Raw genomic sequence first — 20,517 nt, forward strand, 5'->3', positions numbered from 1 at the left:
CCGGGTAGCTCGTCATCGAGTGCACGCCATAGTAACTCTCACGCCCGCGCGTGCGCGGCACTCAGCTCGAGGTAGTGTGCCGCGTTGGTGCGGATGCCCGCCTTCTCGTCATCGGTGAGCTCGCGCCGCACCTTGCCGGGCACACCCGCTACGAGCGAACCGGGTGGCACGATCGTGCCCTCGAGCACAACGGCTCCCGCCGCTACGAGCGAACCGGAACCGATGACGGCACCGTTCAACACGGTCGCACCCATGCCGATGAGGCAGTCGTCCTCGATGGTGCAACCGTGAAGGATCGCGCCGTGGCCGACGCTCACCCCAGCGCCCACAATCGTCGGCACACCGGCGTCGCAGTGCACGGTGACGTTGTCTTGCAGGTTGCTATCCCGACCGACGGAGATGCGGTCGGAGTCGGCGCGCAGCACCGAGCCGTAGAACACGCTCGCGCGCTCGCCGAGGGTCACCGCCCCGACGAGTGTCGCGTTGGGAGCAACCCAAGCGCTGGAGGCGATCGACGGGGCGGAACCATTGAGGGGAACGAGGAGGGCCATTCCACCAGGCTAGTGAGGCGGCCACTACCGTGGAACCGTGGATCACTTCGAGGTAGTTGTCATCGGGGCGGGGCCGGCCGGCACCGCAGCAGCCCTCCGCGCGGCAGAACTGGGGGCATCCGTCGCCGTCGTCGAGGCGTCACGCACTGGCGGGACGTGCGTGAATACGGGCTGCGTTCCCACGCGTGTGCTCGCCAAAACGGCACGGCTCGTGCGTGAGGTTCAGACGGCGAAGGCCTACGGCATCCTCGGTTCCGGCCCCGAGCTCGACTGGTCGGCGACGGTGACGCGGGTGAGGGCGACGGTCGATCGGGTCCGCGGCATGAAGAACGAGGCCGAGCGCTTCGCTGCGGCAGGGATCGAGCTCATTCTCGAAGGCAAGGCACGGTTCGCGGCTGCCTCGACGCTCCAGCTCGACTCCGGGCGGCGCATCACAGCCGACTCGATCATCGTGGCCGTCGGCGGTCACTCACGCCTCCTGCCGATCCCGGGCGCGGAACTCGCCGTCGTACCGGAGCACGTTCTCGACCTTCCCGCGCTGCCGCAACGGGTCGCGATCATCGGTGCGGGCAATACGGGCGCGCAGCTGACGACGATCTTCAGCGCGTTCGGGTCACAGGTGACGCTGCTCGACCTCGCGCCGCGCATCCTCATGCCGTCTGACCCGGACATCTCGCGCGCGGTCGCCGACGCGTTCACAGCGCAGGGGATCGACGTGCGTACGGGCATCGACACCGTCACCTCGCTCGAGCGAGCGGATGACGGCACCGTCACCATCACGTGGGCTGAGGGCGGCGCACCCGTCGCAGCCTCCGTCGACGCCGTGGTCATGGCGACTGGCTGGCCCGCCGACGTCGAGGATCTCGGCCTGTCAAATGCGGGAATCGAGGTCGTGCGTTCCTCGATTCCGGTCGACCAGTACTTCCGGAGCTCGGTACCGCACGTCTTCGCCGTTGGTGACGCCAACGGGCGCGACATGCTCGTGCAGGCCGCGCACTTCGAAGGAGAGGCCGCCGCGGAAAACGCGGTCCTCGACGCGAACCGCCGCACGCCCCACCACTTGCTTCCCGCCGGCGGGTTCACCGATCCCGACTACGCGGGTGTCGGGCTCACGGAGGAGCAGGCGCGCGAGCGCGATCCGCGGTGCCTCGTGGCCACGATCCCCTTCTCGAGCGTCGATCGAGCGGTCATCGACGACCGCGAGACCGGTTTTCTCAAGCTCATCACCGACCGTCGGCGCGAACTCATCCTCGGAGCTCACGCGGTGGGCGAGAACGCGGTCGAGGTCGTGCAGTCGGTGACAACGGCGATGGCGGCTGGCATTGACGTCTCAACACTCGGGGGCGTGAAGTTCGCGTATCCGACCTACAGTGCCGTCATCGGTATGGCGGCTCGAGCGCTGCTCGCAGAACCCTCCGAGCCCTGAGCTTCACGCTGCGTGTGCGCGGCGACGGTCCCGCACGGCGAACCACGCGATAGCGAGGAGCGCGACGGACTCGAGGATGACGCGCGGTGCATCGAGAGCCGGAAGGGGAACGAGGGCGAGCAGGAGAACCAGCACGGTTGCCACGGGCAACCACACGGGAACGGTTTTCGAGACAAACAGTGCGATCAACTGGAGCAGCACACCGATGGGAATGACCAGGCTGCCGGAGGCGACAAGGAGAAGCGTCGTGATCTGGGGACCGGACTCGATCCCACCGAGCAAGGTCGCGCCTGTGGCGGCGTCGACGATGCCGGGGTCGAGCGCGTAGCCCCACACGAGTCCCTCCGCGGCAAGCCCGAAAGCGAATGCCGTTCCGCCGATCGAGGCAACAACGCCACCGATGACGGCGAGTAGGCCGCCGCGCTCCCGCGTCATCGTTGCCGTGATCGCGGCGAACCCGACGAAGAGCGCCACGAAACCGGGCGCACCAACGAAAAAGTGGAACCAAAAATAGCTGTCGGCGAAGGCGCTCACCTGGTCGTAGTCGTAGAAGTCGATACTGAATGGCGGATGCCACAGCAGGAAGGCCGCGCGAAGCGCGGTCCCCACAACAACGAGGGCGATGGCCACGGCGAACGCGGGGCGGGCAACGGTGACGGGCATGGGTAACTCCTTCGACGGTGATGCGGATGTGTCGAGCATCCGTCGACGGCTAGTCCCGGGGCATCCGTGCTGGCACTGAATTGTGCCGACGCACCGCTCAGAATCCGGATTCGTGCCACATGCGGGTCGCGGCAACACGACGATTGGTGTTGTCGTCAGCGGCGAGCCCGAGCTTCGTGTAGAGGTTACGAACGTGGCTCTCCACAGTGCGTTCGCTGAGGTGCAGGCTGGCCGCGATGTCAGCATTGCCGAGGCCCGCGGCAACTTTCGACAGCACCTCGGTCTCTCGCGCGCTGAGAGAGCCGAGCCGATCGGCGACCGGCGGAGGGGCCAGCATCCGCGCGATCGCTCGAGAAGCTGCGAACACGATTGCCATCGACGCGATGGTGACTGCTGCCACGAGAACTGCCGACAGGGTTGTGCCGTGCCGCAGCGAGGAGGCCACGAGAGCGGTTCCCGCCACCACGATCGCAACGATGAGCGCGACGATCACCGTGGCAACTGCGATCCGCCGTGCGTTGTGCGCCCCGACCTCCGCCGCCGTTGCCGTGGCGAAGGCCGAACTCAAAGCCCCGAGGGCGAGCACAACAACAAACGCGACCGACCCGTTCGTCGGATCGACGCCGCCCTGACCGCGGAAAACGGAGAGGCCCAAACAGAAAGCGACCACAATCACCGGGATTATCGACGCGACAGTCAGAACGAGCATCCGGGGACGACCGTCGCGGGGCGCGCGCCCGAGGTGCACGGCGAACCAGATCGGGGCGACGAGCAGAGCCGCGAGAGCAAGCGAGCTCGTGATATCGGCGATGAGCGGAGAATCCAGGTCGGCGGCGGTCGCGACGGTCTCGACGTCGGGTCGAATAACCGCGACGGCCACGATGGCCGCAGCGACACTCGCGATGCCGGGGATGAGAAGCCAGCGTCGTGGCGCCTGTCCGGCGCTGAGCGCCGCGAGCTGTGGGAGAACGATCGGCGCGATCCACAGCACGCTCCAGACCCGTGCGGCCACCGGGGCGGACACCGAACTGGATGGCGCCAAAACGAGCAGCCCCAGCGCGAGGTAGAGGGCGAGACTGAGTGACGTCGCGAGAAGTGAGCGCCGTGCCCCACGAGACGGTGCGCGGCGAGCGATCACGGCGACGGCAATCGCCGCGACAGTAAGGGCCCCGACGGCGAGCGGATGCCCAGGAAAACCCCGCGTCGACGACGGCAGCAGGAGTGACAGTGCCGCGAACCCGACCGCCGCAGCGGCGATCACCGGGGCCGCCCAGCGTGCCGACCCCAGCGTGGCGACTCGGTCGGCGCTCATGCGCTCCACAGTACCCCCGGCATTGCGCGGGTAAACTAGCCCCACCATGGCTCTCTTCGGAAACCTCTCGGATCGCCTCGCCGATACCTTCACCAAGCTCCGCAGCAAGGGCAAGCTCAGCCCCGCTGACGTCGACGGCACTGTCCGCGAGATTCGCCGAGCTCTCCTCGAGGCCGACGTCGCCCTCGAGGTGGTCAAGGATTTCACCGGTCGTATTCGCGAGCGTGCACTCGGCGACGAGGTCAACAAGGCGCTCAACCCCGCCCAGCAGGTCGTGCAGATCGTCAACGAGGAGCTCATCGGCATCCTCGGCGGGCAGACACGTCGCCTCGAGTTCGCGAAGCAGCCCCCAACGGTCATCATGCTCGCAGGCCTCCAGGGTGCGGGTAAAACGACGCTTGCCGGAAAGCTCTCGAAGTGGCTGAAGTCTGAGGGTCACACCCCGATGCTCGTCGCTGCTGACCTTCAGCGCCCGAACGCAGTCACCCAGCTCCAGGTTGTGGGGGAGCAGGCCGGTGTTCCCGTCTTCGCGCCCGAGCCCGGCAATGGCAAGGGCGACCCCATCAGGGTCGCAAAAGACGCCATCAAGGAAGCGAACCGCAAGCAGTACGACACGGTGATCGTCGACACCGCGGGTCGGCTTGGTGTTGATGCAGAGCTCATGAAGCAGGCGGCGGGCATCCGCAAGGCCGTCGATCCCGACGAAGTGCTCTTCGTTATCGACTCCCTCATCGGTCAGGACGCCGTGCAAACGGCTCGCGCCTTCCAGGACGGCGTCGATTTCACGGGTGTGGTGCTCACCAAGCTCGACGGCGATTCGCGCGGTGGTGCAGCACTCTCCGTGGCATCCGTCACCGGTCGTCCAATCATGTTTGCGTCCACCGGTGAAGGATTGGATGACTTCGAGCCCTTCCACCCCGACCGCATGGCGAGCCGTATCCTCGACCTCGGCGACATCCTCACCCTCATCGAGCAGGCGCAGAAGACCTTCGACGAGGAGCAGGCGCTCAAGACCGCGGAGAAGTTCGCGACCGACACCTTCACCCTCGAGGACTTCCTCGAGCAGATGCAGCAGCTCAAGAACATGGGCTCCATCAAGAACATGCTCGGGATGCTTCCCGGTGGCAAGAACATGCGTCAGCAGCTCGACAGCTTCGACGAGAGTGAGATCACGCGCACCGAGGCCATCATCCGTTCGATGACCGTGCAGGAGCGCCGGCAGCCTAAGGTGCTCAACGGGTCACGCCGCCTTCGTATCGCGAAGGGTTCAGGAACGACGGTGACCGAGGTCAACGCACTCGTGAACCGCTTCGAGCAGGCGGCGAAGATGATGAAAACCGTTGCCAAGGGCGGTACCCCGCAGATTCCGGGCATGGGTCCCATTCCCGGACAGAAGTTCGGTGGCGGCAAGTCTCAGCAGAAGAAGAAAGGTTCGCGGTCGGGCAACCCGGCAAAGCGAGCTGCCGAAAACGCGGCATTGGCTGCCGGCAAGTCGGCGACTCCCGCGGGCGGCGGCTCCGGGTTCGGCCTGGGCTCTAAGCCGGGCGGCCCGAGCGAAGAAGAACTGGCGAGCCTGCAGAAGTTCCTGGGGCGTTGACCAGGCGAGTCCGTATCGGCGCCCAGGTCGCACCCCAACATGCGACCTGGCACGAAATCTCGAGCGCGGTGCGACGAGCCGAGGACCTCGGGGTCGACGTCATCTTCAACTGGGACCACTTTTTTCCGCTCACGGGTGACCCGGACGGCGCGCACTTCGAAGCGTGGACGATGCTCGCAGCTATGGCCGAGTCCACCGAACGTGTCGAGTTCGGTCCGCTCGTCAATTGCACGATCTTCCGCAACGCCGACCTCCAGGCCGACATGGCGCGCACCATCGACCACATCAGTGGGGGACGGTTCATCTTCGGCACGGGAGCCGGATGGTTCGAGCGTGAGTTCGACGAATACGGTTACCCCTTCGGTACCCCCGGGCAGCGGCTCGACATCCTGGCGGACGACCTCGACCGCATTCGCGTCCGCTGGTCGAAGCTCAACCCGCCACCGTTGCGCGATATCCCCGTGCTCATCGGCGGCAAGGGGGAGCAGAAAACCCTGCGCATCGTCGCGCAGCACGCCGATATCTGGCACAGCTTCGTCGAGCCGGAGATCTACCGGCAGAAGGCCAAAGTGTTGGCCCGGTGGTGCCACGAGATCGGCAGGAGCATCTCCGACATCGAGTTCGCGTCGGGCACGGGCCCGCGTGGCCAGGGGTCGCTCGACCACGCCTACCTCGACGAGCAGCACGCTGTGGGAATCACACTTTTCTCGGCGCCAATGATGGGGCCGGAGTTCGACGATTCCGCCGTGCGAGCGCTCCTGGAGTGGCGTGCGAGTCGGGGCTTGGAATAGGCCGCAGCGTCTCACGTTCGCTTAAGGCATGACCTCTCGACCCGTTCGCATCGGCGTTCAAGTTCAGCCGCAGCACGCGAGCTACGAGAAGATCCGGGCATCCGTGCTCGAACTCGAACAGCTCGGTGTCGACATCCTCTTCAATTGGGACCACTTCTTCCCGCTTTCCGGTGACCCGGACGGCCTGCACTTCGAGGCATGGACCGAACTCGCGTCGTGGGCCGAACTCACGACCCGCGTCGAGTTCGGCACGCTCGTCAACTGCAACAGCTACCGCAACCCCGACCTCCAGGCCGACATGGCGAGAACCATCGACCACATCAGCGGCAAGGGCACAGGAACGGGTCGCTTCATCTTCGGCACGGGCAGCGGATGGTTCGAGCGCGACTACGACGAATACGGCTACGAGTTCGGTACGGCCGGGCAGCGACTGGATGCCCTCGCCGAGGCACTCCCGCGGATCGAGTCTCGCTGGCAGAAACTCAACCCGGCACCCTCCCGCGACATCCCCATCCTCATTGGAGGCGCGGGGGAGAAGAAGACACTCCGCATCGTCGCCAAGCACGCTGACATCTGGCACAGCTTCGTGAGCGCAGACGATCTGCCGCGCAAGCTGGACATCCTGCGTGAGCATGGCGAGTCAGTGGGTCGCGACGTGAGCGAGATCGAGCTCTCCAACGAGCCCCGCCGCAAAGATCTGCGGATCGCGGACCAGTTGCGCGAGCAGGGTGTGACACTCTTCACGCTCGGCATTTCAGGGCCCGACTACGACACGCGTGTTGTGAAGGAGTGGCTCGCCTGGCGCGACACGCAGAACGCGTAGCTGCCAGCTTTCGGCGGATTCGAGACAGCGTGCTGCCCTGCCGCTGTCGCGGTCGGTGGTGCGCACTAGCGTGAGCCTGTGAGCACCACAACCGAGGCCAAGATCACTCCGCTCGTCTACGTCGCGATCATTGTGACGATCCTCGCGTGGGCCAGCGCCTTCATCGTGATTCGCGGCACGGGGGTGCACTTCTCCGGTGGCGCGCTCGCACTCGGCAGGCTTGCCGTCGGTGCGCTGCTCCTCGGTATCGTCGTGGCGATTGGCCGCCGCTGGGTGTGGCCGAACCGAATCGAATGGTTGCAGCTCATCGGATTCGGTGTGCTGTGGTTCGGTGCCTACAACGTCGCCCTCAACATCGCCGAGCACACGCTCGACGCCGGCACCACGGCCATGATCGTCAACCTCGGGCCCCTCCTCATCGCTATCGGTGCCGCGGTGTTCCTTCGGGAAGGCCTCACGACGTGGCTCGCGGTCGGAGCTGCCGTTGCCTTCATCGGTGTCATTCTCATTGGCGTGAGCTCGGGCAGCACCTCCTGGGGTGACCCCGGCGTCTTCTGGGCGCTCGTCGCTGCATTCACCTACGCCGCGGGTGTGCTCCTGCAGAAACCCACGCTGCGCCGCCTCCCCAATGCTCAAGTGACGTTTATGGGCGCGGCGATCGGTCTCATCGTGTGCCTTCCGTTCACGGGAGAACTCCTACGCGATCTGCAGGATGCACCGGCATCGGCCGTCCTCGGAATGGTCTACCTCGGTGCCGTGCCCACGGCCCTCGCGTTCAGCACGTGGGCGTATGCGTTGTCGCGTGTGCCCGCGGGGCAACTGGGAATCTCCACTTACGTGGTGCCGCCGCTCGCCATCATCATGGGGCTCATCGTCTTCGGCGAGGTGCCGGCTCCGCTCGCGATCCTCGGTGGCGCGGTGTGCCTCATTGGGGTGGCGTTGTCACGTCGGGGTTCGCGTGTCGCGGCGCGACGGGCATCCGTTTCTGATCGCGGCAAAACCGTGGCAGAATAGCCAGTCGAGTCCTTTCGCCCCCGACCCTCTAATCAGGCGCGAATGGGATCCATCAGAGCTTTCGCGTTCGAGTGTGCCCCCACGCCCACGATCGCGAGTCCGCCACCACACACATCAGGAGAATTGTGGCTGTAAAGATTCGTTTGAAGCGCCTCGGCAAGATCCGTGCGCCCTACTACCGCATCGTCGTCGCCGACTCGCGCAACAAGCGCGACGGTCGTTCGATCGAAGAGATCGGTAAGTACCACCCCACCGAGGAGCCCTCGTTCATCGAGGTTGACTCCGAGCGTGCCCAGTACTGGCTGAGCGTTGGCGCACAGCCGAGCCCGCAGGTTGAGGCCATCCTCAAGCTCACGGGCGACTGGGGCAAGTTCAAGGGCGACAAGGACGCCAAGAGCACCGTCAAGACCAAAGAAGCGAAGGCCGAGTTCGTCGCTGACGAGTCGAAGAAGCCGGTTCTCAAGCCCAAGGCCGAGAAGACTGAGGCCAAGGTCGAGACCCCCGCAGAGGAGGCCCCTGCTGAGGAGGCTCCCGTGAGCGAGGGTGCGACCGAGGAGGCTCCCGCCCCCGAGGCCGCCGATGAGGCTCCCGCAGTGGGCGACGAGGCCCCGGCCGACGAGGCTGCTGCAGCCGACGACGCCGACAAGGCCTGATCTTGCTCGCTCCTGCTCTTGAGCACCTCGTCAAGGGGATCGTCGATCACCCGGACGAGGTGCAGGTCTCCTCGAAGTCGTCGCCGCGTGGGGATGTGCTCGAGGTGCGTGTCCACCCGGACGACCTCGGTCGTGTGATCGGGCGCGCAGGCCGCACCGCCAAAGCTCTTCGCACCCTCGTTGGCGCTCTCGCCGACGGTCGACGGGTGCGTGTCGACGTCGTCGACACCGACCAGTAGCGGTGGCTGCCAGAAAGACCGCAGGCACCCAGCTCCGCGTGGGGCGCCTGACTAAGGCGCACGGCCTCAAGGGCGCCATCAAGATTGAGTTGTACACGGACGCCCCGGAACGACGTTTCGTTCCGGGCGCCGTGTTCACTCTCCAAGTGCCGACCACCTCACCGTGGCACGGCAAGAGTCTCGAGCTCCTGGAGCTCAAGTGGTTCAACGCGCAGCCGGTCGCGTTCTTCAAGGACGTGAACGATCGCACCACCGCCGAGACCCTCATCAAGGCCATCCTGTGGATTGAACAGGACCCTGCCGAGGCGCCGGAGGATGACGCGTGGTTCGACCACCAGCTGGTCGGTCTCACAGCGCTTCGTGACGGCGTCAAGGTCGGCACTGTGACGCGCATCGACCACCTCCCGGCGCAGGACCTCCTCACCGTCGAGACGGAGAAGGGCGACGTGCTCGTTCCCTTCGTGAAGGCCATCGTGGCTGCCGTCGACATCGAGGCAGGAACCCTCACTCTCACCCCGCCGCTCGGCCTCTTCGAGGACCTGCCGGAGGAATAGGTCTCCGGCCCGCCCGGTGGAACGTGCCCGCCCGGCGGAACGTTCCCGCGCGGCGGAACGTGCCTCCGCTGCGCCCAGCGGGGCCCCGCGATTCACGTTGCGGAGGATGGCACGCCGTGCAGCCAGCTCGTACCTCCGCCGTTGCGGCGTGGCATCCTCCGTATGCGACTACACGAGTCCTTCCCGACGGTGAGCCGCGGACCAGCGGTGTTCCCCGCGCCGCACAAGAGCTTGCACGGCCTGTTCGACGAGGTTCCATTCGTGGACCACGTGGTGGTACGCCACCCTGATGACGATGTGACCGCGGCTGACGAGGGCGAGGTCCCTCGTGCGGTCGCCCAGGAACGAAGCCTCGTGGAACTCTCGGCCATCCGTCTCAAGGATAATGCGGTCCGCAACAACGAGGTCCACTCGGCCGATCTCCTCGAACCAGACCTGCGAGCGAACCTGGAGCCCCAACTCACGAAGCCGGAACCGGCAGAGGCTCTCGAGGCCCGACTCGCTGCGGGCATCAACGTCCCGGAGTACTCGCGCGAATCGCGGGGGGAGCGTCGCGACGATGTTCCGCAGCGTCGCGAGTGTGAGCGACCTGCGATTGAGTGCCGAGTCGATGATCGCGAGCGCGTCTTCGTACTCCACGTGGGGGCACAGGAGGACCTGACGCACGATCGCGGGCACCGCCTCGACGGCGGAAGGGAGGGACGCCCACGTTCCGGATTGCCAGTGCTCCACGCATCCGGCCGAGTCACCGAACCTACGACCGGCGTGGGCGGGCCGCGCGATATGGAGTTCGTGATGTTCGGGGGCCCACAGGCCCCGCAGCCGCGACCCCGACACGCAGGCGAGACGCGCTCCGAGTGAGACTGCGCGCGCCAAGTCGGGTGGTGCGCTCGGGATGCTCAACCACCCCTTTCGAAGTCGCACAAGTCCGCCGCTCGAGACCGCATCGCGGATGTCGGAGGATGTGGCTCCCGTTGCCCTCAACTGAGCGACGCGGAATACGCCGTGAGTCCGTCTGACCAGTTGTTCGTATCGCATTGGATGAGGGTGCAACGGTGGCGGCCAAGGCCGGTTCGGGTCCCGCGGTTCTGTGGAGTCACGGCTCCGGTGAGTCGTTGCGGAGGAGGGCACGCCGTGCGGTGCACGCCGTACCCGTCGATTGCGGCGTGCCATCCTCCGCAACGTTTGGGTCGGGGGTCGGCCGAAAGGTGTGGAGTCGCCGCGCGGCGGCCGCTGCGTGGCCGCCCGCGTACGCTGGACGGATGCGCATCGACATCGTCACGATTTTTCCCGAGTTCTTCGGTGTGCTCGATGTCTCACTGCTGGGTAAGGCGCGCGAGCGCGGGATCATCGATGTCGCCGTCCACGACCTGCGCGATTACACCCACGACCGACACAGGACTGTGGATGACACCCCTTACGGTGGTGGCGCCGGAATGGTCATGCGGCCGGAGCCGTGGGGCGAAGCACTCGACGAGGTGCTCACACCGGATGCGGTGCTTATTGTCCCTAGCCCGGCGGGAGAGCGGTTCACCCAGGCCTTGGCGAAGCAACTCGCCACCGAGAGTCGCCTCGTGTTCGCGTGCGGCCGGTACGAGGGCATCGACCAGCGAGTCGTGGAGCACGCGGCATCCGTCGCACGGGTACGCGAGGTGAGTCTCGGTGATTACGTGCTCAACGGGGGAGAGGTCGCCGCGATGGCGATGATTGAGGCAGTCGGCAGGCTGGTTCCGGGTGTCATCGGCAACCCGGAGAGTCTCGACGAGGAGAGCCACGAGGACGGCCTACTCGAGTATCCGAGTTACACGAAGCCCGCGGTGTGGCGCGAGCGTGAGGTGCCGCCCATCCTCCTGAGCGGCAACCACGGAGCGATCGCCGCGTGGCGCCGCGAGCAGCAGGTGGAACGCACCCGACGCGTTCGACCCGATCTGCTGGGGGATGCATGAAGTTCTGGTACTGGTTACAGCCGGCTCTCGGGGCTGCCCTAGGGCTGCTGACGATCTACACGATCGTCATGCTCTCCACGCAATTGTTCTTGCTTCCGTCGCTGCAGTTCGTGGCGAATGGGCTCTTTGCGTTTCCGGGGCTGCTCATTTCGCTCGCGGTAAACCAGTTTGCTTTTCGTCGTCGACGGCCGAGGGCGATCACGCGAGCCGAACGCATCATGCTGGTCATCCTCGTGGCGATCGTCATTGCGATGGTCGCGGTGTCTTTCGACCTGGAGCTCGTCGGGTGGGCGCTGGGTTTTTACCCGGTGCTCATCCTCTACGCCCTCTCGTTCACCTTCGTGATCTCGTACACGAGTGCTGGCCTGGTTGCCCAGCCGGCAGCACACGCGGAGGAAGAACCCGAAGAGAGTGGAGACGATTCGCTCGACGAACTTTTCGGGCGTGAGGACCCTACGCCGCCGAAAGAATAACGGGCCCGTCCTCGGTCACCGCGACCGTGTGCTCGAAGTGTGCAGCGCGGGACCCGTCGTCGCTGCGCAGCGTCCAGCCGTCGTCGTCGGTGTAGATCTTCTTCGTGCCGAGCATGAACCACGGCTCGATGGCGAAGACGAGACCCGGCTGCAACGGGAAGCCGCGTCGTGGACGGCCGTCGTTCGGCACGTGGAGGTCTCCGTGCATCTCCCGGCCGACGCTGTGCCCACCGAAGTCGAGGTTGACCTTGAGTCGTGCCCGACGGGCCACCTCACCAATCGCTGCCGAGACGTCGCCCATGCGGTTACCGACAACCGCAGCGGCGATGCCCGCATCGAGGGCTTGCTTCGTGACCTCGATGAGGCGCTGATCTTCTTCGCGCGGTGTGCCGACGATGAGCGAGATCGCCGAGTCGGAGACCCAGCCGTCGACGGATGCTGCGAAATCCAGTGTCAACAGATCCCCGTCGCGCAATGTGTAATCGTGCGGTAGCCCGTGCAGCGCGGCATCGTTCACCGACGTGCAGATCACTTTTCCGAACGGCGAACCGCCGAACGACGGGTGGTAGTCGATGTAACAGCTTTCGGCCCCACGGTCACGGATCATGTCGTGGGCGAGCGCGTCGAGCTCGAGCAGGTTCACACCGACGTCGGCGGCACGGGATGTTGCATCCAGAACACTCGCGACGAACCTGCCGGCCTCGCGCATCTGGTCGAGTTCAGCGGGGGTGCGAAGCTCGATCACGCGGCGTCGTGCGCGTCGATGAACTCTTGGGTGAGTTCACGGAGGCGCGTGATGAAGCGCTCGTCACCCTGCTGGTCGTAACGGAAGGCACGGTGCAGGAGCGCATCGCCCACCTCAACGAGAACCTCGATGTCGAACTCGAGCTCCGGGGTGGAGTTGATGCCGTAGCGGGTAACGAGGATGTCCTTGAACATGGCAGCAAGGCCCGTCGAGCGCGCGGGCTCATCGCTGATGAAGCGGTCGTCGATCACATCGCCGAACCGGAGTGCACGGAAGCCGGCCTCCGAGCGGGCGAGCTCCAGGTACGCGTCGATCGCTGCGTTCATGGCGCCGAAAGAGTCGGAGGTGTCCTCTGGAAGCGTCTCCTGCAGTCGCGTCGTGAACTTGTCGAGGTTGCGTGCGGCCAGCGCCTTCAGGAGTGACTGGATGTTCGGGAAGTAGCGGTAGACGACACCCACCGACGAACCGGAGCGAGTCGCGACGTCACTCGTGGTGAGGCCGTCGATGCCGTGCGAGTCAATGAGCTCGGCTGCGGCATCCAGCAGGCTCGTGATGCGCTCAGCGCTGCGCTGCTGAACGGGCTCCGCGCGAACGGAGAGGGAGCTTGCGGACAGTTCTGCCTTGAGGTTCATTCGTCGTCTTTCTGTGTCTCGGTCCCCTGAAGATTAACGTGTGCGGAACGTCGGAGTACGGAGTGGCACGCCGACCGCATTCTGTGAGAGAATCGCTCTTCGTGTCCTGTTCCGGCTCTGCCACAGGGGTACCGGCATTCTACGAGACACACCTTCACCTTTCCTGAGTTTTATCAACACCGCGGTCGACCTGTGGCGGGCGCAGAGAGCGAAGAATCATGCACATCCTTGACAGCATCGATGCAGCATCCCTCAAGGACAACATCCCCGACTTCCGTGCCGGCGACACCGTCAAGGTGCACGTGAACATCATCGAAGGCACGCGCTCGCGTATTCAGGTCTTCCAGGGCGTCGTCATCGGCCGCTCGGGCGAGGGCGTGCGCGAGACCTTCACGGTCCGCAAGGTCAGCTTCCAGGTGGGCGTCGAGCGTACCTTCCCGGTGCACTCACCGGTGATCGACCACATCGAGGTCGTCACCCGCGGTGACGTGCGTCGCGCCAAGCTCTACTACCTCCGCGCTCTGCGCGGCAAGAAGGCCAAGATCAAGGAGAAGCGCGAGTTCTAATTCGCGTTCTCGCGTTGTCATCTACCTGAGCTCCCTGCCGCTTACACTGGCAGGGAGCTCAGGGGTTTAATGACAGACAACACGATCAATGAGGCGGTCGCCGAAGACCAGCCGGCACCGTCGCGATCCAAGGGATGGAAGCTCTTCATCCGCGACGTCTTCCTCATCATCCTCGCGGCCCTGCTGATCTCGTTCCTCATCAAGACGTTCCTGATCCGCTCGTTCTACATCCCTTCTTCGTCGATGGAGGAGACCCTCCAGATCGACGATCGCATCATCGTCAACCAGCTCTCGCCCGAGCTCATGCCGGTCACCTACGGCGACGTCGTCGTGTTCCGTGACCCGGGTGGCTGGCTGACCCCGCAGCCCGTCCAGCCGCAGAACTGGTTTGTTGGCGCCGTCGATGCCGTGCTGTCGTTTGTTGGCCTCACGGCGCCTGACAGCAACGATCACCTCATCAAACGCATCATCGGGATGCCCGGCGACACGATCGTGTGCTGCAACGACCTCGGCCAGATCTCCGTCAACGGCGTGCCGCTCGACGAGCCGTACATCACGCTCCCGGACGGCGCCGATAAGGCAACTCGCGACGACTTCGAAGTCACCGTGCCCGAGGGCCACCTGTGGGTCATGGGCGACAACCGCTACAACTCGGCGGATTCCTCGTATCACCGCAACGACCCGACTGGCGGGTTTGTGCCGATCGAGAACGTCGTGGGGCGCGCGCTCGTCGTCAGCTGGCCGGTAAATCACTGGACGTGGCTCGACAACTACCCGCTGACCTTCGCCGATGTGGAGGCCGCGCGCGAGGAGTCGAGCGAAGAGGCAACAACCGGGACCGATCAGTAGTGCCCGTTGCAGACCCGACGCTGCGAGTCGAACGTTCGCTGCTGAAGTCCGGCGCGCGGTATGTGATCGGGTGCGACGAGGTTGGTCGCGGGGCCATCGCGGGGCCGGTCGCGGTCGGCGTCTCCGTCGTCGAGGCGGGGGTTCGTGCCATCCCCACAGGCCTCCGGGACTCGAAGCTCCTGAGCGAGAAGCGCCGCGAAGAACTCGCACCGGTGGCCGCTGCATGGGTGCGTTTCTCGGCGGTCGGGATGGCCGACGCCGAGGAAGTCGATCGACTCGGAATCATGGCTGCGCTCGGGCTGGCCGGCAAGCGCGCGCTCATAGCCGTGCACGAGGCCGGGGTGGGTATCCACGAAAGCGTCGTTCTCCTGGACGGCAAACACGATTGGCTGACTGTCGCGCTCACCAAGCCACCGCGAGTCCAGACGGTCGTGAAGGCAGACCGCGACTGTGCCTCCGTCGCAGCGGCATCCGTCATCGCCAAGGTGCAGCGCGATCGTCTGATGATCGATGCGGATGCCTTCCACCCGGGCTACGGTTGGCCCGGCAACAAGGGCTACGGGTCGGCTGACCACTTCGCGGCGATCGAGAGCCTCGGCCCTTCGCCGCTGCACCGTCACACCTGGCTCAAACAACCCGCCCTCATCTAGCGGCTTTCGCGTCTAGACTCGACCTCAGCATGGATGAGGACGAGTTCGAGGACTACGACCGCGAGGTCGAACTGGCGCTGTACCGGGAGTACCGGGATGTCGTGAGCCAGTTCCGCTACGTCGTGGAGACTGAGCGGCGCTTCTATCTCGCCAATGAGGTCACTCTCGTGCGTCAGGACACGGAGCACGATTTTTACTTCGAGCTCACTATGAACGACGTGTGGGTGTGGGACGTCTACCGTTCTGACCGCTTCGTGAAGAGCGTGCGGGTGCTCACCTTCAAGGACGTCAACGTGGAGGAACTCTCCGCAAAGGAGCTTGAGCTCCCGAAGGAACTCGCGCTCGACGAGTAACCCCCTCTCCCGTGAGGTGCCCACTTCGGTGGGTATTTCTTGTCGTGCAGCCACCGAAGTCGGCACCTCACGAGCGTCGAATATATGTTTTGGCGTGTCGCGAGAATGCGACCTAGGATTCGAACACAAGTTCGAGTGCCGAGGAGTTGCCATGTCCCTGATCGATGCCACACGCCTCACGATTTGGTTCGAGGGCAGCGTGCCCTACGGCCTCGTGTGGGAGGGTCGCCACTATCGCGTGACCGATACACCCACCCGTCTCGAAGACGAGGTGCTCGGGTTTACGCATCCGCTCGACATCATCGGCTGGCGGTTTCAGGGGACGGATGACGACGACCGTTCCCGCATGTTCGACGTGCGGCAGCTCGGCGGCGAATGGATCGTGGTGCGCGTTTACGACTGAGCGAGGCCGCGGGCGGCGTCGGCGATGGCGGATGCCACACGCTCAAGTCCCCGCGTGTGCAGTGCCCATTGCTGCCAGTACAACTCCACGTACTCGTGCCGCGCGTCCAGCTCCACGAGCTCGCCGCGCACCTCCTCCTCGAGTGACTGCTGATCGGGCAGCATCGCCCACCCCATGCTCAGTCGCACCGCGGCAGCGAACTCCGTCGAGGCCGGCACGTAGTGCCGCGGGGGAGTGAGGCCGTCGCCGAAGTGGCGTAGGAAGCGATCCTGAATCTCGTCTTTACGGTCGAACACCACGACGGGCGCGACACCGAGGGTGCGTGCGGAGATCCCGTCCGCGAACCACCGCTCCACGAAGGCGGGCGTGGCCATGGGGCGGTACCGCATGACGCCAAGGCGCGTGGACGTGCATCCCTGCACCGGTCGCGCCTCAGTGGTGAGCGCCGCCATCACCGTTCCGTCGCGGAGGAGATCCCACGAGTGGTCCTGGTCTTCGCGGTGGATGTCGAAAACGAGGTCGTGTGCCAGGGAGGCGAGAGCGGGGAGGGCCCAGGTCGCGAGCGAGTCACCGTTGATGGCGAGGGGGATGGTGGGGGTGGTCTCGGCTCCCGTTGCCTCGGCGCGGGCATCCGTGGTGAGCGCGTCGATTTGGCGGGCGAGGCGCAGGAGAGGGGTGCCGGCGGCGGTCGGGGTGACGGGTTTGCCGCGTGTGAGCAGGACCCCGCCAACGGAGTTCTCGAGTGCCCGGATGCGTTGGCTGATGGCAGACGGGGTGACGTGGAGGGCGCGCGCTGCGGCGTCGAAGGTTCCCGTGTCGACCGCTGCAGCTAGAGCCTGAAGTTGCCCGATATCCATGATTAGGCAGTCTAATGGTGCTACAGAAACCTGAACTGGAGTAATGGTCGCCAGGCTTCTACTCTCGGATCGTGCTTACCTCGTTGCTCGCGGGCCTCGGCCTCGGACTGTCGCTCATCATCGCCATCGGCGCCCAGAACGCCTTCGTGCTGCGTCAGGGCCTACGTCGCGAGCACGTGCTGCCGGTTGTCGCCATTTGTGCGGCGGCGGATGCCCTGCTCATCACGCTCGGGATCGCGGGTCTCGGTGCCATCATCCAGCAGGCCGAGTGGTTGCTCGTGGTGGTGCGCATCGGGGGCGCGGCGTTCCTCATCTGGTACGGCGTGAGGGCGGGCATCCGGGCGCTGCGTCCGTCGACGCTCGACACCGACCCCGCTGGCGCGCCCACCACTGTGCGTTCAGCCGTGCTCACTGTGCTCGCGCTGACGTTCCTCAACCCGCACGTCTACCTTGACACGGTGGTGCTGCTCGGCTCGATCGGTGCAACGCACGGCGACGGTCGCTGGTGGTTTGCGGTGGGTGCCGCGCTCGGCAGCGTGCTGTGGTTCAGCGCGCTCGGCTTCGGTGCACGGATGCTCCGGCCCCTGTTCGCCAAGCCCGTGTCGTGGCGCATTCTCGACGGGGTGATCGCCGTCGTGATGATCGGGATCGCGGTGAGCCTTCTATTGGGGCTACTGCCGCGCTAGGCTAAATGACCAGAAACTCAAATCTGGTCATTTAGGAGCCCTGTGCGACCCAGTATCCCCACGAGTGACCTCCTCGATGCTGCTGCGTCCGTGATCGTCGATCGGGGATTCTCTGGCGTGCGCATGGATGCCGTGGCCGCTCGGGCCGGCGTCGCGAAGGGTGTGCCGTACGGACGATTCGCGAGCAAGCAGGAATTGCTGCTCGCCGTCATCGACCGGGAGCTGGTCGAGGCGATCCGGCACGCGGCGCGGCTCGTGGCCGACGACCCGGAGGGTGGCCGTTTCTCGAGGCTGTGGTTGCATTCCAGCGCCGCGCTCGCATCGCGTCCCGTGCTCGTTCGCCTCTACGTGGACCCCGACTCGCCCTTGCCTGCCGCAGCGGAAGCTCGGCGGGATCGACTCGACGCTCGCGCCCTGCTCGGGGCCGAGTTCATCCGGGACTTGCAGCGCGCGGACCTTGTGGACCCGCATTTGAACGCGGCGGCGCTCGCCACAAACCTCACGCTGTGGAACTACGGTCTCGCAGCACGCGAGCCGGGCGAGAACAACCATGACCTCATCGCGGGTATGGCGGGACTACTGGCGCGCGGCGCGGACACCGGTCGCGGGGATCTCGAGGAGGGCAAAGCACTCTTCGCCGCCTTCGCGGAACGGCTCATCGAGGATAGGAGCCTTAGTTGACGAGACTCGTTCCGTCCGGCGCGGACGTACGCTCCGTCGCCGTGTCAGCGGGTGTGCTGCGCGTTTTGCACGCGGGCGCTCCGTCATCGCTGGCGCCGCTTGTGCTCATTCACGGCGGAGGAACCGACAACGCCGCTATCTCCTGGTACCGCCTGATGGAGCCACTTTCGGAGGATCGCGAGGTGTGGGCCATCGACCTGCCCGGGTTCGGCGCGAGCGTGAGTGTGCCGCCGGTGGGTGGTCCGGGCGCGCTCGCGGGTGTAGTTGCCGAGGCCATGGCGGCGCTCGGCATCCCGCGGGCGGTGGTGTTCGGTGTGTCGATGGGCGGTGATGTCGCCATAACGCTTGCGCTCAAGCATCCCGCGCTCGTGTCTGGCCTCGTACTCATCGCGCCCGGCGGCCTGACGCCGATTCTGCGCAATCCCACGGCGCAGTTCTGGGCTTGGGTGGCAGCGCAAGCGCCCGACTGGATGCTCGTGCCGGCGGCCCGCTTTGCCAATCGTTTCGTCCGCTCGGCCCTTCGGGCGCTCGTCACCGACCCCTCGACGCTCCCGCCCGAGGCGGTAGAGGAGTTTGTGCGCGAGGCACGAGACCCGCGTGGTGGTGTGGGATACGCGCGCTACAACCAGGCGACACTCGGCAGACGCGGCATGCTCAACGACCACACCGGGCAGATGAGCAGTATCACGGTCCCCACGCTGTTCTTCAACGGCGCTGATGATCGCCTCGTGGATCCAGACGACTCCCGTCGGGCGGCTGCGCTCATGCAGGATGCCCGCCTCGTGGTTGTTCCGCACTGCGGGCATTGGGCGCAGCTCGAAGCCCACGACAGGTTCCTCGCCGAGGTGCGGGAGTTTCTGGGCGACATGGCCTAGCGCCTGCTTACGCGGCTTAGCCAATCCCGCTAGCTTGATGTGTCGTTGAAGGCTGGGACGCCCGGCTCACGGAAGCCGCATGAGTCGGAGGATGACGGAACCTCCGGCGAGACAGATCCCTATGACGAACCACGGCACGGCCTCGTACGCATCATCTGCTAGCACGCCAGCAACACCAATGCCAGTCGTGACGATGGCGCCTACGAGAAGGACGATCCAGTTGAAGCGGCGGCTCGGGTTCTCCCACGTTGCGGCGCGAAGGCGCGGTGAGGCGAGGGATGCGACGAAAAATCCGATCACGGCGCCGGCGAGGGCGAGCATCGGCGACGCGAAGAACACGGCTGGCGTCTCGCGCTCAGTCGGCTGGTTGTCACCGAAGGCGGCGACGGACACACCCAAAAATCCGCCCAGCGCTGTCGAGACGATCCTGATGCCCCACGAATCGAGCTGAGCCTGATCAGAACGGCGCGTCCTCCGCAGGCATCCACCACTTCTTCGAGCACAAGTCCTGATCCTCGTTGAGCCACTCCAACACGAATTCGAAGCCACGCAAGCGTCCCGCAGCAGTGACCTCGCCCATAAACTGACCGGATTTCTTGCCCGAGAGGTCTTCCCAGAATGCCGCATCCCCGAAGTCGAACCCGGTTCCCCGAGCCGTTTCCATGCGTGCATTCAGGACGACACTATTCGGCATCAAATTGCGGATTTCGTACACGAGGTAGTCACCTCGATCCTCCACCATCTCCAGATGCCAACGGGGAGCGGGTGGTGGCAATCGCCGCTGCTGGATCTGCTTTCCATGAGCGCTCTGGTTGTGTTTGGCCGATTCCAAGGTTTTGCGGAGCTCTTCGTTCGATGCCTGAGCCTTTTCGAGTTCCTCGCGCACTCGCACTAGCTCGGGACCGATCGTGTTCGTAACGCGATCAGCTCCGACTCTTTCTGCCTCCCGCCGCAGTGCTCCCAGTCTTCCCGTAGTTGTGGGGCGCACGGACAACGCCTTGCGAACGAAGCGAGCTAGCCCGCCCCAGATCCGACTTCGCCAGTTCTGTCGAATGAAACTAACTGAAAGAGCGCCAACCGCCACGAGAATTGCAACAAGGATGCCGCCGACGACAGTGGACCCAAGCTGTGATCCTTCAGCCCAATCCCAAAAGTCGATCCACCAGTTCACGGGGAGA

27 protein-coding genes and 1 pseudogene are annotated in these 20,517 nt (G+C 65.3%); 18 read left to right on the top strand and 10 right to left on the bottom strand.

Going from position 1 to position 20,517, the window contains the following annotated elements:
• Positions 1–38: 38 nt before the first annotated feature.
• The gene (locus LH407_RS11970; RefSeq protein WP_322133759.1) at positions 39–551 is read right to left on the bottom strand and encodes a gamma carbonic anhydrase family protein; all 513 of its coding nucleotides are present in this window, start codon (positions 549–551) and stop codon (positions 39–41) included.
• A 37-nt stretch (positions 552–588) separates the two neighbouring features.
• Here LH407_RS11970 and LH407_RS11975 point away from each other — a divergent pair, with 37 nt between their 5' ends.
• Positions 589–1,977 carry a dihydrolipoyl dehydrogenase family protein gene (locus LH407_RS11975; protein ID WP_322133758.1) on the top strand — a complete coding sequence of 463 codons (1,389 nt, stop codon included), beginning with the start codon at positions 589–591 and terminating at the stop codon, positions 1,975–1,977.
• Between the two features lie 3 nt (positions 1,978–1,980).
• Here the strand turns inward: LH407_RS11975 and LH407_RS11980 are convergent, their stop codons facing one another.
• Entirely contained in the window at positions 1,981–2,640 is a 660-nt protein-coding gene (locus LH407_RS11980; protein ID WP_322133757.1) for a hypothetical protein, read from the bottom strand.
• A 97-nt stretch (positions 2,641–2,737) separates the two neighbouring features.
• Positions 2,738–3,952, bottom strand: a complete 1,215-nt coding sequence (locus tag LH407_RS11985) for a helix-turn-helix transcriptional regulator (protein WP_322133756.1) — start codon at positions 3,950–3,952, stop codon at positions 2,738–2,740.
• Between the two features lie 46 nt (positions 3,953–3,998).
• Here LH407_RS11985 and ffh point away from each other — a divergent pair, with 46 nt between their 5' ends.
• From ffh to rimM, 7 genes are all read left to right on the top strand, one after another.
• On the top strand, positions 3,999–5,549 hold the full coding sequence (ffh, locus tag LH407_RS11990; RefSeq protein ID WP_322133755.1) for a signal recognition particle protein: 1,551 nt from the start codon (positions 3,999–4,001) through the stop codon (positions 5,547–5,549).
• Positions 5,546–6,340 carry an LLM class F420-dependent oxidoreductase gene (locus LH407_RS11995; RefSeq protein ID WP_322133754.1) on the top strand — a complete coding sequence of 265 codons (795 nt, stop codon included), beginning with the start codon at positions 5,546–5,548 and terminating at the stop codon, positions 6,338–6,340. The genes ffh and LH407_RS11995 overlap by 4 nt, the downstream gene beginning before the upstream one ends.
• A gap of 28 nt (positions 6,341–6,368) precedes the next feature.
• On the top strand, positions 6,369–7,163 hold the full coding sequence (locus tag LH407_RS12000; RefSeq protein WP_322133753.1) for an LLM class F420-dependent oxidoreductase: 795 nt from the start codon (positions 6,369–6,371) through the stop codon (positions 7,161–7,163).
• 78 nt (positions 7,164–7,241) lie between these two features.
• Positions 7,242–8,177 carry a DMT family transporter gene (locus LH407_RS12005; RefSeq protein ID WP_322133752.1) on the top strand — a complete coding sequence of 312 codons (936 nt, stop codon included), beginning with the start codon at positions 7,242–7,244 and terminating at the stop codon, positions 8,175–8,177.
• 125 nt (positions 8,178–8,302) lie between these two features.
• Complete coding sequence (gene rpsP / locus LH407_RS12010) at positions 8,303–8,830, top strand: 30S ribosomal protein S16 (RefSeq protein ID WP_322133751.1); 528 nt, start codon at positions 8,303–8,305, stop codon at positions 8,828–8,830.
• A 2-nt stretch (positions 8,831–8,832) separates the two neighbouring features.
• On the top strand, positions 8,833–9,069 hold the full coding sequence (locus LH407_RS12015; RefSeq protein WP_322133750.1) for an RNA-binding protein: 237 nt from the start codon (positions 8,833–8,835) through the stop codon (positions 9,067–9,069).
• A gap of 2 nt (positions 9,070–9,071) precedes the next feature.
• Complete coding sequence (gene rimM / locus LH407_RS12020) at positions 9,072–9,623, top strand: ribosome maturation factor RimM (protein WP_322133749.1); 552 nt, start codon at positions 9,072–9,074, stop codon at positions 9,621–9,623.
• Between the two features lie 168 nt (positions 9,624–9,791).
• Here rimM and LH407_RS12025 read toward each other — a convergent pair whose 3' ends face one another.
• Positions 9,792–10,355, bottom strand: a complete 564-nt coding sequence (locus LH407_RS12025; RefSeq protein ID WP_322133748.1) for a DUF559 domain-containing protein — start codon at positions 10,353–10,355, stop codon at positions 9,792–9,794.
• 186 nt (positions 10,356–10,541) lie between these two features.
• Positions 10,542–10,796, bottom strand: a pseudogene (locus tag LH407_RS14225) (type IV toxin-antitoxin system AbiEi family antitoxin domain-containing protein); the annotation flags it as partial.
• A gap of 89 nt (positions 10,797–10,885) precedes the next feature.
• Here LH407_RS14225 and trmD point away from each other — a divergent pair.
• Together trmD and LH407_RS12035 are read left to right on the top strand one after the other, a co-directional pair.
• The gene (gene trmD, locus LH407_RS12030) at positions 10,886–11,569 is read left to right on the top strand and encodes a tRNA (guanosine(37)-N1)-methyltransferase TrmD (RefSeq protein WP_322133747.1); all 684 of its coding nucleotides are present in this window, start codon (positions 10,886–10,888) and stop codon (positions 11,567–11,569) included.
• Complete coding sequence (locus LH407_RS12035; RefSeq protein WP_322133746.1) at positions 11,566–12,042, top strand: hypothetical protein; 477 nt, start codon at positions 11,566–11,568, stop codon at positions 12,040–12,042. The genes trmD and LH407_RS12035 overlap by 4 nt, the downstream gene beginning before the upstream one ends.
• Here LH407_RS12035 and map read toward each other — a convergent pair.
• Both map and LH407_RS12045 read right to left on the bottom strand, forming a co-directional pair.
• On the bottom strand, positions 12,023–12,787 hold the full coding sequence (map, locus tag LH407_RS12040) for a type I methionyl aminopeptidase (protein WP_322133745.1): 765 nt from the start codon (positions 12,785–12,787) through the stop codon (positions 12,023–12,025). The two genes, LH407_RS12035 and map, sit on opposite strands and share 20 nt — an antisense overlap.
• Entirely contained in the window at positions 12,784–13,419 is a 636-nt protein-coding gene (locus tag LH407_RS12045; protein WP_322133744.1) for a TetR/AcrR family transcriptional regulator, read from the bottom strand. The genes map and LH407_RS12045 overlap by 4 nt, the downstream gene beginning before the upstream one ends.
• A 218-nt stretch (positions 13,420–13,637) precedes the next feature.
• Between LH407_RS12045 and rplS the strand changes: the two genes are divergently transcribed.
• The 5 genes from rplS (at position 13,638) to LH407_RS12070 (ending at position 16,240) form a co-directional block, all read left to right on the top strand.
• Positions 13,638–13,985 (top strand): 50S ribosomal protein L19, encoded by a 348-nt coding sequence (gene rplS, locus LH407_RS12050; RefSeq protein ID WP_322133743.1) that lies wholly within the window; start codon positions 13,638–13,640, stop codon positions 13,983–13,985.
• A gap of 69 nt (positions 13,986–14,054) precedes the next feature.
• A complete protein-coding gene (gene lepB, locus LH407_RS12055) occupies positions 14,055–14,834 on the top strand; it encodes a signal peptidase I (protein ID WP_322133742.1) in 780 nt (259 codons plus the stop codon).
• Complete coding sequence (locus tag LH407_RS12060) at positions 14,834–15,484, top strand: ribonuclease HII (RefSeq protein ID WP_322133741.1); 651 nt, start codon at positions 14,834–14,836, stop codon at positions 15,482–15,484. Before lepB ends, LH407_RS12060 begins: the two co-directional genes overlap by 1 nt.
• A gap of 29 nt (positions 15,485–15,513) precedes the next feature.
• A complete protein-coding gene (locus LH407_RS12065) occupies positions 15,514–15,837 on the top strand; it encodes a DUF2469 family protein (RefSeq protein ID WP_179497896.1) in 324 nt (107 codons plus the stop codon).
• Between the two features lie 151 nt (positions 15,838–15,988).
• Entirely contained in the window at positions 15,989–16,240 is a 252-nt protein-coding gene (locus tag LH407_RS12070) for a hypothetical protein (protein ID WP_322133740.1), read from the top strand.
• On the opposite strand, the gene LH407_RS12075 is transcribed toward LH407_RS12070, so the two are convergent.
• Positions 16,231–17,097, bottom strand: a complete 867-nt coding sequence (locus LH407_RS12075; protein ID WP_322133739.1) for a LysR family transcriptional regulator ArgP — start codon at positions 17,095–17,097, stop codon at positions 16,231–16,233. The two genes, LH407_RS12070 and LH407_RS12075, sit on opposite strands and share 10 nt — an antisense overlap.
• Before the next feature lie 71 nt (positions 17,098–17,168).
• Here LH407_RS12075 and LH407_RS12080 point away from each other — a divergent pair, with 71 nt between their 5' ends.
• Genes LH407_RS12080 through LH407_RS12090 form a run of 3 tightly spaced genes read left to right on the top strand, consistent with a single transcriptional unit; the run spans position 17,169 to position 19,339 of the window.
• On the top strand, positions 17,169–17,783 hold the full coding sequence (locus tag LH407_RS12080) for a LysE/ArgO family amino acid transporter (protein WP_322133738.1): 615 nt from the start codon (positions 17,169–17,171) through the stop codon (positions 17,781–17,783).
• A 42-nt stretch (positions 17,784–17,825) separates the two neighbouring features.
• Positions 17,826–18,464, top strand: coding sequence for a TetR/AcrR family transcriptional regulator (locus LH407_RS12085; RefSeq protein ID WP_322133737.1), 639 nt, complete (start codon positions 17,826–17,828; stop codon positions 18,462–18,464).
• Positions 18,461–19,339, top strand: a complete 879-nt coding sequence (locus tag LH407_RS12090; RefSeq protein WP_322133736.1) for an alpha/beta fold hydrolase — start codon at positions 18,461–18,463, stop codon at positions 19,337–19,339. Before LH407_RS12085 ends, LH407_RS12090 begins: the two co-directional genes overlap by 4 nt.
• A gap of 66 nt (positions 19,340–19,405) precedes the next feature.
• Here the strand turns inward: LH407_RS12090 and LH407_RS12095 are convergent, their stop codons facing one another.
• Positions 19,406–19,732, bottom strand: coding sequence for a hypothetical protein (locus LH407_RS12095; RefSeq protein WP_322133735.1), 327 nt, complete (start codon positions 19,730–19,732; stop codon positions 19,406–19,408).
• A gap of 64 nt (positions 19,733–19,796) precedes the next feature.
• Positions 19,797–20,510 (bottom strand): hypothetical protein, encoded by a 714-nt coding sequence (locus tag LH407_RS12100; protein ID WP_322133734.1) that lies wholly within the window; start codon positions 20,508–20,510, stop codon positions 19,797–19,799.
• Between the last annotated feature and the right edge of the window lie 7 nt (positions 20,511–20,517).

The organism is Antiquaquibacter oligotrophicus (assembly GCF_020535405.1).
Lineage (GTDB): Bacteria > Actinomycetota > Actinomycetes > Actinomycetales > Microbacteriaceae > Rhodoglobus > Rhodoglobus oligotrophicus.

Excerpts from the sequence above, each read along its gene's own strand:
- LH407_RS11970 (WP_322133759.1), bottom strand. The coding sequence starts at position 551 with ATGGCCCTCCTCGTTCCCCTCAATGGTTCCGCCCCGTCGATCGCCTCC.
- LH407_RS11980 (WP_322133757.1), bottom strand. The coding sequence starts at position 2,640 with ATGCCCGTCACCGTTGCCCGCCCCGCGTTCGCCGTGGCCATCGCCCTC.
- LH407_RS11985 (WP_322133756.1), bottom strand. The coding sequence starts at position 3,952 with ATGAGCGCCGACCGAGTCGCCACGCTGGGGTCGGCACGCTGGGCGGCC.
- ffh (WP_322133755.1), top strand. The coding sequence starts at position 3,999 with ATGGCTCTCTTCGGAAACCTCTCGGATCGCCTCGCCGATACCTTCACC.
- LH407_RS12000 (WP_322133753.1), top strand. The coding sequence starts at position 6,369 with ATGACCTCTCGACCCGTTCGCATCGGCGTTCAAGTTCAGCCGCAGCAC.
- trmD (WP_322133747.1), top strand. The coding sequence starts at position 10,886 with ATGCGCATCGACATCGTCACGATTTTTCCCGAGTTCTTCGGTGTGCTC.
- LH407_RS12035 (WP_322133746.1), top strand. The coding sequence starts at position 11,566 with ATGAAGTTCTGGTACTGGTTACAGCCGGCTCTCGGGGCTGCCCTAGGG.
- LH407_RS12045 (WP_322133744.1), bottom strand. The coding sequence starts at position 13,419 with ATGAACCTCAAGGCAGAACTGTCCGCAAGCTCCCTCTCCGTTCGCGCG.
- rplS (WP_322133743.1), top strand. The coding sequence starts at position 13,638 with ATGCACATCCTTGACAGCATCGATGCAGCATCCCTCAAGGACAACATC.
- lepB (WP_322133742.1), top strand. The coding sequence starts at position 14,055 with ATGACAGACAACACGATCAATGAGGCGGTCGCCGAAGACCAGCCGGCA.
- LH407_RS12065 (WP_179497896.1), top strand. The coding sequence starts at position 15,514 with ATGGATGAGGACGAGTTCGAGGACTACGACCGCGAGGTCGAACTGGCG.
- LH407_RS12070 (WP_322133740.1), top strand. The coding sequence starts at position 15,989 with ATGTCCCTGATCGATGCCACACGCCTCACGATTTGGTTCGAGGGCAGC.
- LH407_RS12075 (WP_322133739.1), bottom strand. The coding sequence starts at position 17,097 with ATGGATATCGGGCAACTTCAGGCTCTAGCTGCAGCGGTCGACACGGGA.